Source organism: Vibrio sp. 10N.247.311.13 (assembly GCF_041467595.1).
Classification (GTDB): Bacteria; Pseudomonadota; Gammaproteobacteria; order Enterobacterales; family Vibrionaceae; genus Vibrio; species Vibrio crassostreae_C.
Genome location: NZ_JBFSUX010000002.1, coordinates 117494 through 130748, shown reverse-complemented (window position 1 = coordinate 130748; position 13255 = coordinate 117494). Strand labels below are relative to the sequence as shown.

The following is a 13255-nucleotide window of genomic DNA, read 5'->3' as shown; positions in this document are numbered from 1 at the left end:
TCTTTATAGCAATAGGATATAGAAGAATAGTCTTTTATGACCTTTTGATTGGTTAAAAAGGCATATAAAAATCAAACTTGTAACAAAATAAGCACTGAAAAATCATATATGCATCTATTTGATTAATATTTTAGAGATAAAACTTATCCATCTATTTGATATCAATTATTCGACTCGCTTTTTTGTACTGAATACGCCAACCAGACCATGTCGGTAGCTCCCAACGTTTTGGCGATAACTTTCGGCTACCCGACTGATAATGGACGTAAATCAGCTTTCTTGCGGGCAAGTATTCAACATCGAGTTGCAAGTCGGCAAGGCTCAATGCAAACGGGTATTTTTCCGAAAATTCTGAGTAGAGCCAAGTTGGAATGCCATCGAACGGTATGTCTGCATGATCGAACATTTCCAATTCGCTGACATCAGTAACACCTAGTACTTCAAGCTGCTCTATAAACCATAGCTCAAAGTTAATGTTCTCAATTTCTGGTGTGTATTTAGTTTGTTCATCGAGACCAAGTTTCACATACAACTGCCAGTGTTTGATTTCTTGAGTGCGAGCCTTTGCAAAACCGGGAAGCTGCTCTCCATTTAACACAAGGTCGACGATAGGTTTTAACGATAGTTGCCCTTCAGCGGCGACGAGTTTGGTTGTAATCGTGCGGCCTGCGTACACCAATGCCATCTCGGTAAAAACACCATCATCATTCACAACGGTTTCGCCTTGCTCCCACTCTCCTAGTTCAGCATCAATGAGAAGCTCAAGAGGAATGGGTGTCGTGACCGTCGCTAAGGTCAGTGTTTGCTTAACGCCTCTTCCCGGCAAGCTGTGAGTATCCAACACCAACATCGCTTGTGCATTATCAGGGAAACGGTTCTGACGACCGAGCACCACTTCTAAAACACCATTGGCAAAGGCTTCTTTCCTTTTCAGTCGGCGCACAAACACCAGTTCAGGATGCAGATTCACAATGGTCTTGAGCAATTCAATGCGTTGGAAACGTGACGCGACTTCTAGCTGAGGAAGTTCAAATACCTCCCGCATTTGCTTCGCCAATCCTTGAGCTTCATTCAGAGCCTGTTGGTCGATGTCTAAATGCGGATATTCTCGACCGCGCACAATCTGAATCAACAGGCTTAAATCACACCCTTCCTTCTCTTGTTGCGCGAGCGCTTCAAGATGTTCTGCATTGTTTGGTAACTGATACAAGCGAGCAGGAACGGACAGCGCCGCAGTGAGATCAACCATCGCCTCTTTTAATGCTTTGGTTTTGATTCGAGTAACGATATCGGCATACAAAGCATCAATCGGCAACGGATACAGCTTTTTACCATGCTCGGTAACTTGATGGTCGGCGTTAATCGCTTCCATCGTCAGCAAGGTTTGAGTTGCACTGTTGAGTGATTTCTCTGGAATAGGGTCAAGGAAGGACAAGCTCTCAAGCGGAGATCCACAACATGCTGCGGCCAACATAGGTTCAGTCAGCTCTTCACGCTGCAATTCAGGCGGTGTGACTAACTCTAACGCCGCATGTTCACCATATAGACGCACGCAAACGCCATCCATTACCCTACCCGCGCGGCCAGCTCGCTGTTTGGCACTCGCTCGTGATATGGATTTAAGCATCAGTGTGGCTCTGCCATTACGCTGAACGGTGCGTCTCTCTAATCCTGAATCTATCACCACGCCAATGTCAGGAATGGTTAATGAGGTTTCTGCAACGTTGGTCGCAAGGATGACCTTTCTCAAACCATTACCTTCAGTATGGATATTCCGACCCGATAACGCTGAATCTCGCTCTTTATCACTGACCGACGCATGCAATTTAACAACTTGGATATCTGGATTTTTCGCTAAGGCTTGTTCGCATTGCACGATCTCTTTTTTACCCGGTAGAAAAACCAACATATCGCCAGAAGAAGCGATCAACTGATGATTAACTTCTTCCACGATGCGCTGCCCTAGATGTCGACTATCAGGCAGTGTTCTGGATTCATTCGCTCTGTGTTCAATCTCAACTTGATAAGTTCGCCCCTCGCAGCTAATTCGATTCGCATCCAAGTAATCAGCAAGACGCTCCCCTTCAATGGTTGCTGAAGTGATCACCAAGCGATGGCTCTCTTTTTGTTTCAGAATCGCCACCAGCAGATCAATGTCCCAGCGCCTCTCGTGAAACTCATCCACCACAATCACATCAAAACTGGCTAATCCGTCTTCTGATAACCAACGCAGCGCGATACCGGGAGTCACAAAAACAACGTTAGTTTGCTCGTTATACTCTGACTCAAGCTTAATCGCATAGCCAACCTTGCTACCAAGCTTCTCACCCGATTGCTGTGCGAGGTATTTAGCCAATGACGTACACGCGATACGTCTTGGTTCCACCACCAGCACTCGTCCATGCTGAGAAGCCCAAAGTGGCAGGCGCGTTGATTTACCTGATCCGGTTTCCGCCTCTACGACAAGGTGAGAATTAGCGATTTGTTCGTGGAATACGTTTTGATAAGCATCGATGGGAAGTAATGACATAAAATGGCGAGTAGCGAAAAAGTGTGAGCAAAGTATAACGAATTATCGTGTTGAAATTCGATAAGTGTGGGACAGAGGTAAGAATATCATTTTGTTTGCTCAGATCGCGGAGAAACTATTTACAATTGAATAACTAAACCGTTATCATTTTTTAGTTACCCTTTCTCCCATATTAGGCATCCAATGAACAACGATAAACGCCCTCTATATATCCCTTATGCTGGTCCTGCTCTACTAAGTACACCTCTTCTAAACAAAGGCAGCGCATTCTCTGCTGAAGAGCGCAGTTCTTTCAACCTTGAAGGTTTGTTACCGGAAACAACCGAAACAATCCAAGAGCAAGTAGGACGTGCATACAAACAATATTGTAACTTCGAAAGTGATATGGATAAGCATATCTACCTTCGTAACATCCAAGACACTAATGAAACGCTTTTTTATCGTTTAGTTCAAAACCACATCTCTGAAATGATGCCTATCATTTATACGCCAACAGTTGGCGCAGCATGTGAGAACTTCTCAAATATTTACCGTCGTGGCCGTGGTCTGTTTATCTCATACCCGAACCGCGATCGTATCGATGACCTACTGAATAATGCGACAAACCACAACGTTAAAGTTATCGTGGTTACGGATGGTGAGCGTATTCTTGGTTTGGGAGACCAAGGCATCGGTGGTATGGGTATTCCAATTGGTAAGCTAGCACTTTATACAGCTTGTGGCGGTATCAGCCCAGCTTACATGCTACCAATCGTGCTCGATGTGGGTACTAACAACCCTCAACGTCTTGCTGACCCAATGTACATGGGCTGGCGTCATCCTCGTATTACGGGTGCTGACTACGATGCATTCGTTGAAGAGTTCATCCAAGCGGTTCAACGCCGTTGGCCTGATGCATTAGTTCAGTTCGAAGATTTCGCACAAAAGAACGCAATGCCACTGCTTGAGCGCTACAAAGATCGCATCTGTTGTTTCAACGATGATATCCAAGGCACAGCAGCCGTAACGGTTGGTTCTCTACTTGCAGCATGTAAAGCAGCAAACAGCAAACTTTCAGATCAACGCATCACCTTCTTAGGTGCGGGTTCTGCAGGTTGTGGTATTGCTGAAGCTATCATTGCCCAAATGGTGTCTGAAGGTATCAGCGATGCACAAGCTCGCTCTCAAGTTTACATGGTTGACCGTTGGGGTCTGCTACAAGAAGGCATGCAAAACCTGCTTGATTTCCAACAGCGCCTAGTTCAAACCAACGAAAACACCAAAGACTGGGAAAGCGATGGCACTGGTTTCTCTCTACTAGACGTAGTTCGCCACGCGAAACCAACCGTATTGGTTGGTGTGTCTGGTGCTCCAGGTCTATTCAGCAAAGAAGTCATCAAAGAGATGAACCTACACAGTGAACGCCCTATCGTGTTCCCACTGTCGAACCCAACAAGCCGTGTTGAAGCGACGCCAAACGACATTATTCGTTGGACTGATGGCCAAGCACTTGTTGCGACAGGTAGCCCATTTGAGCCAGTCGTTCACAACGGCACAACTTACCCAATCGCTCAGTGTAACAACAGCTACATCTTCCCAGGTATTGGCCTTGGTGTATTGGCTGTGAATGCTTCACGCATCACTGACGAAATGCTAATGGAATCAAGCCGTGCACTTGCTACGTGTTCTCCACTAGCAATCAATGGCACAGGTGCTCTACTTCCACCATTGGAAGAGATCCACACGGTATCTAAGAAAATTGCTCTTGCGGTAGGTAAAAAGGCGATTGAACAGGGCGTTGCTCTAGAGATCACTGAAGAAGCACTGCAACAAGCGATTGACCAGCACTTCTGGCAGCCAGTTTACCGTCGCTACAAGCGCACGGCATTCTAATAAAGCGTACTGCGCTTGGAATAAAGAGCGTTAACGACTCTTATATGAGCCTCTGCAATTGCAGGGGCTTTTTTCTTTAAACTGTCTTGTCTTTTTAACTGATTTTTCTCATTTTTATTTGGTATTATCGAGCACTCAAAAATTAATGCTCAGTGAAAGGACCATACCGAGAGTGAAATTTGATTCTCACATTATCCGTAGCTACATAAAAAAAGCTTACAAAAAACTGCAAGGTTTTCTGTTTGGCGCTTTCCTCGTGTTCTTAGTAGGCAGCGCTGCGGTTATTGCGATCGATTATTGGGTTTCATGGCAAGCGGAAGATCGCATCATCTACGATATAGATGAAGTGCCCGAGCTTGAGGTCGCCGTTGTGCTTGGCACGAGCAAATATTTGGGTCGAACACTCAACGACTATTATAAGCACCGAATCGAAGCCGCGATTGAGCTGTTCGACCGTGAAAAAGTCGACCAGTTTCTGTTAAGTGGTGATAACGCTCATCGCTCTTACAATGAGCCGTGGACGATGAAACGCGACTTGCTGAAAGCGGGTGTACCCGATGAACGCATTAACCTCGATTATGCAGGCTTTAGAACCTTAGACTCGATTGTTCGCGCCAAAAAGATATTCGATACCGATAACTTTCTGATCATCACTCAAAAATTCCACTGTGAAAGAGCGTTATTCATCGCCAATTCTTACGATATTCACGCGCAGTGTTTAGCGGTTTCAGGCCCTACTCATCATTCAGGCACCTCTATCCGTTTGCGTGAAGTTTTTGCGCGTACCAAAGCCTTCTTAGATTTGTATATTATGGGGACAACGCCAAAGTTCCTTGGACCTAAAGAGCCCATTCAATCGAGTCCAAAACCGGAATCATTTCCGATTCCAAACCCTATCACCGACCCCTCTGTAAACCCTGTTGTAGATCCTACAACAAACCCTATTGCAGACCCAGCAGAGACAGATGTGTAGAAAACTACACATTTTGAATTTGTTGCCTCACATTTCCCCACTGTTACACAAAAACACACCAACACTCCTTTATTAACTTGAGTAACATTCTTCCAACAAAGTCTGACCCTACATCAAGCTATATACCTCGACAATAATAAGCATGACTCAATGAAGTCGTGCACCAATAAAACGAGGATAAACAAAAGGAGCGTCTTATGACGGCACTTGTTACTACACTGAAACACTGGTTGTTCACCCGCAACAGCATGATATTAATTGGTAATTTCACGCTATTCGCACTCTTGCTCAACACCCTTCCTTTCGAATCACAAGTCAATACTGGTTTGAGTATTCTCGTGTTCGTTGCGGTTCTATGGTTAACCGAAGCTATTCATGTCAGCATCACCGCTCTGCTCGTTCCACTCTTGGCTGTCTTGTTTGGTGTGTTCAATACGCCCGCTGCATTAGCGAACTTCTCGAACCCAATCATCTTCCTATTCATGGGTGGTTTTGCCCTTGCTGCTGCGCTCAACAAGCAAGAGCTCGATAAGGCGATTGCCGACAAAGTTCTGCTGATTGCAAAAGGCAGAATGTCGGTGGCGGTGTTCATGCTATTCGGTGTGAGTGCAGGCTTGTCGATGTGGATTTCGAACACAGCAACGACTGCAATGATGCTTCCCCTTGTTCTTGGCATCATGAACAAAGTTGACCAAAGTGAAGACCGCAACACGTACGTGTTCGTACTGCTGGGTATCGCTTACTGTGCATCGATTGGTGGTATCGCAACCTTAGTGGGTAGCCCACCGAACGCAATCGCCGCTGCAGAAGTTGGCTTGAGCTTTACTGAGTGGATGGCGCTAGGTCTTCCAATCTCAATGATCTTACTGCCAATCGCGATGATTATTCTTTACGTGATGACTAAGCCAAAGCTTGACCACAAATTCGAGCTAGACCACGCTCCCGTTGAGTGGACAAACAGCAAGAAAATCACACTGTCTATCTTCCTTTTAACCGTAACGCTTTGGATATTCGGTAAACCAATCAACGCAATGATTGGCGGATTCTCTAAATTTGATAGCTTAGTAGCGATTGGTGCGATTGTACTGCTTGGTGCTTCTAGAGCGGTGGAATGGAAAGACGTTGAGAAAACAACGGACTGGGGTGTACTTATCCTGTTCGGCGGCGGTATCTGTTTAAGTAACATTCTGAAAGCGACAGGAACCAGCGTATTCCTAGCACACTCACTAAGCGGATTTTTAGAAACAGCTGGCGTACTGCTTACGATTCTAGCCGTGGTAGCGTTCGTGGTATTCCTAACGGAATTTGCGAGTAACACAGCGAGTGCGGCATTGCTTGTCCCTGTATTCGCGACGATTGCTGAAGCGCTGGGTATGTCTCCGGTTATCTTGTCTGCACTGATTGCGGTTTCAGCATCTTGTGCCTTCATGCTACCAGTAGCGACACCACCTAACGCAATCGTGTTTGGCTCGGGTCACATCAAGCAGAAAGAGATGATGCGAATCGGTATGGTGTTGAACCTAGTTTGTATCCTAGTTCTGACTCTGTTCGCTTGGATCTTCTGGTAAGCACTAACGTCCTATAAGCGCATGCTTACAGGAATGCTCCCCTAAACTGGTTGAACTTCCCCCGGTTCAACCAAGACAAAAATGCCCGTTCAGCGTAAGCAAGCACTGAACGGACATATAAAAACAAGAAACGCTTTCCCTTTTGGTGGCCCCGCGCCACCTTTTTTGTTTTGGCTTTTGGGAGAAGAACCATAAAAACGCCACACGTCACATATGCACGTGTGGCTTATAAAATCATCAAAACAATTTTCAGATTAGTGACTCAAGATCACCTGATTTCGACCTGAATGCTTTGCTTGATATAAAGCTTCATCAGCGCGAGCAATAGTCTCTGTCACTCGCTCTTGTTTCATCTCGGCAACACCGATACTGCATGTCAGCGGATCGCCATGAACCCAAAGGTGCTGGCTGACTAAAAGTCGGATTTTCTCGGCCTTTCTTTGTGCTTCGCCAAGATCAGTCTCAGGGCAAAAAACAATGAACTCTTCACCACCCCATCTCACCAACTTGTCGGTAGCGCTGATCGAACTGCCCACCACCATGCTGAACTCACGTAGAATATGGTCACCCATTTGGTGTCCGTACTTGTCATTTACACTCTTGAAGTAGTCGATATCGAGATACAACATACCCAGCTTGCCATGTCCTTGCTTCACATGTTGTGACTGCATTTTCAACCAATCACGAATCGCGTGGCGGTTTAGTATTCCGGTTAACTCATCACGATGGGCCATCTCTGAAAATTCAAAATTCTGTTCTCTCAGTGCGCGATTGACGTTCTTTAAGTGGTGATGTCTTTTCTCTGCGATCACCATGCGTTTTCTTGAACGGTTTAACTCAGACAATAAGAATACGGTGCCCGTACCAACCCAAACAAACAGTAGAATCAAGAACAGACTTTCTGCGGATATATAAGAGCCTTCAAATTCAATACTACGGATGACTATTCTGTGGTGACCGAGTTTCGCTCCAGACGCAGTAGCAAACTCAACCATATTCACATTCGAATACTCAGGCGCTGAATGCTCTAGCGCAATCTCGTTATCCGCTAACCACCATGTCATTACTTGCAGGTTTTTGATCGGAATCTCAATCACACCACCATCGATTCCTGGAGAAAACTCCATCCCATTGTACTTGTGCGTGTACTCGTCATCAGGAACTGAATAAGCAGGGTTGTAGTTACGTAGATAGGTTCTCAAACGGCCACTAGAGTCAGCCTCCGCATGGTAATCAATGTTCACTCTAAAGGTGTGGTACTGAGAAAGGTCAAGGCCCGAGGTGATGTCAGGGTTGATACGAATCGACAGCCCACAGTAAGGCCACGGATACTCAGATTCTTTAAGTTCACAATCGAGAGTGTACTGTCCATTTTCATAGGATAACTGGGACGTACTGACTCCCCTATCAACTTGATCACTGGTCGCGATAAATTCATATTTATCAGGGGTAATTGCCGTTATCACACGATTTCCGCTCACACGGTAATACTGCACAATGGCAAGCGTTGCGATAACTAAAAAGATAACAATCTTATGGATCCACTTCACGTCTAAGCTTCCTGCTTAATATCCCTATAGTTGGGATTTCACGATAAAAAACAAGTTAGATAAATTAGTGATCTTAATACCAATAAATCACTAAAAAACGTTATATCACGCCCGAACAAAATGTCATACTATATTTTAATGCATGTATTTGCTGTTGATTATTCACGGCGAGAATCAAGTAATATTGCGTATAAAAACAGGCTCTATTTGTTATACTCATCGCATAATCATCGTTAACCGTACTGCCTGCTCACAGCGCAATCGAGTCGACGAAATAATAATCAAAATACAACGAGTAATGTCATGTCTTTATTAGCAAAAGGAACACTCAAGAAGATGAGTGCTTCCCTTGATGGTGCGGTTACTTACCGTTTACCTGTAGGTGAAGAGTTTGTAGAGCTAAACCCTCTGATTGGTAAAACCATCAACCTTACCCATACCGGCAATATTTTTTGTTGTTCGTGTGGTAAGAAAACCAAGAAAAGCTACTCTCAAGGCCACTGCTTTGTGTGCATGAAAAAGCTAGCAAGCTGCGACATGTGCATCATGAAACCAGAGACTTGTCACTACGATGAAGGCACATGTCGTGAGCCTCAATGGGGTGAAGAGAACTGCATGGTTGATCACTTCGTTTACCTATCAAACACATCAAGCCTAAAGGTGGGTATCACTCGTCATACTCAAATCCCTACCCGTTGGATTGACCAAGGCGCGACTCAAGGTTTGCCTATCTTGAAGGTAAAAACACGTCAGATCTCTGGCCTGATCGAAGTTGAGTTAGCGAAGCACATTGCTGACAAAACCAACTGGCGCACGCTGCTAAAAGGCGATGGCGACGATATGGAGTTGGTAGAAAAAGCCAAAGAACTATTGCCATTGGTTGAAGATAAGATCCAAGAGATCAGAGCGAAGTTTGGTGACGATGCAATCGAGATTCTGAGCGAAAACATCACTTCACTGAGCTACCCGGTTGAGCAGCACCCAGTGAAGATTGTATCGCACAACTTTGATAAGAATCCTGAAGTATCTGGTGTGCTGCAAGGTATTAAAGGCCAATACCTAATCTTAGATACGGGCGTGATTAACATCCGTAAATTTGGTTCTTACGAAGTGGAAGTGTCTGCATAACTTGTAGAACTTAAACGTTTCTTATAGTTAGAAGCGCTTAGTGAATAGCCAAAAAATAAAATGCCCTCAAGTGATGACTTGAGGGCATTTTTCGTTGTCGATCCTATTCGCTTTCGATGACGATTTTTGGCGTTAGAGCGCAACCACATCTCCGTCTACACAATTCTTGCCGTTGGCTTTCGCGCGATAGAGAGATTGATCGGTTAAATTCACGAGTGCATCAATCGTGACACCGTCTTCACAGGCTTGGCTATCACTGATTCCGATACTGACACTCGAATTAAATCGTAACTGTTCATCAATCTTAAATTCGGTTTGATTAAACTGCTCTCGGATCTGATCAGACACTTGACGCGAAATCTGAGGCGACGCATTAGGGATAAATACAATGAACTCTTCACCGCCCCATCGACCTGCGACACCGCCCACAGCCTCAACATTACGCTTAGTAATATCAGCCAATGCGCAAATTACCTCGTCACCCACCATGTGCCCGTAGGTATCATTGATCGATTTGAAGTCATCGATATCAAGCAGCATACACACTAAGTGAGTCTCAGAGACAAGGTGCTCTCTCAGCCACTCATAAATCGCCCTACGGTTAAGCAAATCCGTCATTTCATCGTAATTCGCTTGGTGTACCAACTGCTTTTCCAGCATCACCTTTTGAGTCACATCTTCGAGCACAACCTGAACGGCTGGCTGACCTTTCCAAGTAATCGCATTGTCGTAAATATTGAAGAACCGATGAACGCCGTCAAAGCCAATGTTTTCAACCACGGTACTAGTACCTGACAACTCCCCTGATACGATCGCGTGATAGTGCTTGCTGATGCCATCGGCATTCTGTTTTGGTACCAGTTCAAGGATAGAGTCCAGCTCTAATACTTGCTCGATGGAAGCCGCGCCTTGCATGTTGACCCAAGATTGATTAACCATCAGCGGCTTGAAATCTCGGTGAACCAAGATGCCCTGCCCAGATTGCATGATCATGTCGTGATACATCTTATCTTGCTCACGCACCGCATTTTGCAGCTGAATCGCAGGGGAAAGATCGATCACCGTGACTTGCAATGCAGGTCTTCCCTGCCACTCCGTCACATGGTCGATAGAAAACACAGTGAACTCTCTGCCATTACGATCAATATTGGTATAGGTGTGAACCTGAGGGTCGCGTTGACCACTGACCGTTTCAAGGTAATTTTGATAAGCTAAAACATGGTAATCTTCTGAGATTAAATCTAGAAAGCTATCGATATTAGAAAGTAGTTCTTCGGGCGATTGGTATCCATAGATGCGAGCATAGTTAGCGTCAACACTCACTACATTCATATCTTGAATAGTTATTACACCGTACGTGGATTCGAAATTTATTGAAGACATTGCCAACTCCGCACTCTAGCTACACTTCATAAACTGGAGCATAACAACACATCCTGCCAACGCTTCCACACAATCTATCACGCGCTAGGGACATTAATATGCCATATAGTATATCGCACTGTTGCGGCCTTCTCTACAACTCAATTGCTAACACGAGTTAGTAAAAGTAGACAAGCATCTCAATCCCATTATTCGCGTCAAAAAACAGAAATAGATAACCTATACCAATGTAACCATTATCTTTTTCTACTTTTGGCCTTGAACTGATGAAAGAATCCGCTCCCAACCACTTCAAATCCTGTTCGCTATTCTTTTAAACCTGCGCACTATTCTTTAAACCTACGAACTATTCATTCCAATCAGAGAAATATGAGACTAAGAAGTCGATAGCTAACCGTGCTCTCTGTGGAAGAAAACGACGGTTCTGATAAACAATCCAACTGCTTGTGCCCGCTCCCCAATACTCTTCTAACACAGGGACGAGTTTTCCATTGCTAAGACTGCCATTGAAACTGCTTTTAGGAAGATAAACGATGCCAAGCCCCTCTTCACATGCTTTCAGTACTGCGCTCGAATTGTTACTGCGCCAGCGTCCATGTACTCGTACTGCATTTAACGATTTTCCCTCTTTCTCAAATAACCACTGATCACTGTTAGCGATAATACAGCTATGCATTTTCAACTGCTCTGGATGAGTAGGCGAACCAAATTGCTCTATATAGTCTTTACTGGCTGCAGCCGCCATTGGACGATCGACCAACTTTCTTGCCACCAGCCCTGAATCGTCTAATCGACCATAACGAATGGCAAAGTCGATACCATCTTCGATGAAGTTCACCATCTTAGTATTGAAGTTCATTTCTATGGTGAGTTCAGGATGATCTTTGGCAAATTCCATTAGCGCTGTCGCAACATGATTTTCTGCAAATGCACCCGCAGCACTAACACGTAATGTACCGCTAAGCTGAGTTTGTTGAGACGTGACTTGTTCATTCGCTTGTTGCAGCCCAATGACCAAGTCTTTGCACTGCTGATAATAGGTATGACCCGATTCGGTCAGGCTCACCATCCGTGTTGAACGCGCAAGCAACGCCACTCCCACTCTCTCTTCCAACCTTGAAACCTGCCGACTCACATGGCTGGTACTGCAACCTAACTGTTTGGCGGCCGCTGAAAAGCCGTGGCACTCAGCAACTGCAACAAATTCGTTAATCCCTTCAAAGCTATCCATACTTAATCTACTCGTATTTTATCTTTGCTATATAGCAACAATGTTTTGCCTGTTTAGCATATTATCACCTAATTGGTTTAGAACTAGTATTAGAAACAACAAGACGGCGATAGCTAAGTAACAACGCGATACCAAGCTCTAAGCGCTAGCGCCTAACGAACAGCATCAGTGCTTAACGAAAAGCGTCAGCACCTAAATAAAAAAACAGCAGCTCAAAGGGACGAACCATGAAAAAAATACTAATTCCAGTGACTAACCACGCAACACTAGGCGATACAGATCAAGCGAATGGTACTTATGCGCCTGAACTGACTCATGCTCTCAAAGAGATCATTGCTGCGGGTTTTGAGTACGACATCGCTTCTATCAAGGGTGGTAAAGGCCCATTGTACGGAACCGATATTGAAGGGGATTCAGTAAACGCTGAGATCTTGGCTGATGATGACTTCCAAAACCGCATCAACAATACGATTCCTGTAAACCAAATTAATGCAGAAAGCTACGATGCTATCTTCTACCCAGGTGGTTTCGGTTTGCTTTCAGACCTAGCAACCAACGAGCAATTCGCTGCTATTGCGGCTAAGCATTACGAAGATGGTGGTGTGATTGCGGCAGTATGTCATGGCCCAGCAGCCCTGCTACCTATCGTACTGAGCAATGGCGAAACACTTCTGAGCTCTAAATCGGTGACGGGCTTTACACGTGAAGAAGAGATCGACTTTGGTACCATCAACGACATTCCATTCCTACTGGAAGAGTCGCTTGCTCGTGGCGCAGCGCGTTTCAACAAGGTTCAACCGTGGCAAGAACTTGTGATTGTTGATGAGCGAGTCATTACAGGCCAGAACCCGACTAGCGCACACGCAGTGGGTGTAGCCATTGTTGAGCAGCTTTCTTAATCGAATCGCTGTCTTGACTAGGTCACTGGCGCTAACTAAATAAGCACGGTGAAACGAAAAAGAGCATACTTCCTACTCAATATTCTTGAGAGAAGTATGCTCTTTTCTAATTCTGTAGCGA

The 13255-nt window shown here is 45.0% G+C and carries 9 protein-coding genes; 5 read left to right on the top strand and 4 right to left on the bottom strand.

Translation table 11 applies throughout. The features are described from left to right. Positions 1-151 precede the first annotated feature (151 nt). Positions 152-2530 carry a helicase-related protein gene (locus AB6E52_RS01630; RefSeq protein ID WP_102320501.1) on the bottom strand — a complete coding sequence of 793 codons (2379 nt, stop codon included), beginning with the start codon at positions 2528-2530 and terminating at the stop codon, positions 152-154. Between the two features lie 183 nt (positions 2531-2713). Here AB6E52_RS01630 and AB6E52_RS01625 point away from each other — a divergent pair, with 183 nt between their 5' ends. The 3 genes from AB6E52_RS01625 to AB6E52_RS01615 all read left to right on the top strand — a co-directional run bounded on the left by AB6E52_RS01625 (position 2714) and on the right by AB6E52_RS01615 (position 6943). Continuing rightward, entirely contained in the window at positions 2714-4402 is a 1689-nt protein-coding gene (locus AB6E52_RS01625; RefSeq protein ID WP_017059764.1) for an NAD-dependent malic enzyme, read from the top strand. 172 nt (positions 4403-4574) lie between these two features. Next, positions 4575-5375: a vancomycin high temperature exclusion protein gene (locus AB6E52_RS01620; RefSeq protein WP_102320500.1), complete on the top strand. Its 801-nt coding sequence runs from the start codon at positions 4575-4577 to the stop codon at positions 5373-5375. Between the two features lie 197 nt (positions 5376-5572). Then, positions 5573-6943, top strand: a complete 1371-nt coding sequence (locus AB6E52_RS01615) for a DASS family sodium-coupled anion symporter (RefSeq protein WP_102320499.1) — start codon at positions 5573-5575, stop codon at positions 6941-6943. Between the two features lie 254 nt (positions 6944-7197). Here the strand turns inward: AB6E52_RS01615 and AB6E52_RS01610 are convergent, their stop codons facing one another. Beyond that, the gene (locus AB6E52_RS01610; RefSeq protein WP_102320498.1) at positions 7198-8493 is read right to left on the bottom strand and encodes a GGDEF domain-containing protein; all 1296 of its coding nucleotides are present in this window, start codon (positions 8491-8493) and stop codon (positions 7198-7200) included. A gap of 303 nt (positions 8494-8796) precedes the next feature. Here AB6E52_RS01610 and AB6E52_RS01605 point away from each other — a divergent pair, with 303 nt between their 5' ends. Next, a complete protein-coding gene (locus AB6E52_RS01605) occupies positions 8797-9621 on the top strand; it encodes a DUF2797 domain-containing protein (RefSeq protein WP_029235797.1) in 825 nt (274 codons plus the stop codon). 132 nt (positions 9622-9753) lie between these two features. Here the strand turns inward: AB6E52_RS01605 and AB6E52_RS01600 are convergent, their stop codons facing one another. Both AB6E52_RS01600 and AB6E52_RS01595 read right to left on the bottom strand, forming a co-directional pair. Continuing rightward, on the bottom strand, positions 9754-11004 hold the full coding sequence (locus tag AB6E52_RS01600; RefSeq protein ID WP_102320497.1) for a sensor domain-containing diguanylate cyclase: 1251 nt from the start codon (positions 11002-11004) through the stop codon (positions 9754-9756). 346 nt (positions 11005-11350) lie between these two features. After that, positions 11351-12235, bottom strand: a complete 885-nt coding sequence (locus tag AB6E52_RS01595; RefSeq protein WP_102320496.1) for a LysR family transcriptional regulator — start codon at positions 12233-12235, stop codon at positions 11351-11353. 227 nt (positions 12236-12462) lie between these two features. Between AB6E52_RS01595 and AB6E52_RS01590 the strand changes: the two genes are divergently transcribed. Then, the gene (locus AB6E52_RS01590) at positions 12463-13134 is read left to right on the top strand and encodes a type 1 glutamine amidotransferase domain-containing protein (RefSeq protein WP_102320495.1); all 672 of its coding nucleotides are present in this window, start codon (positions 12463-12465) and stop codon (positions 13132-13134) included. Positions 13135-13255: the final 121 nt, after the last annotated feature.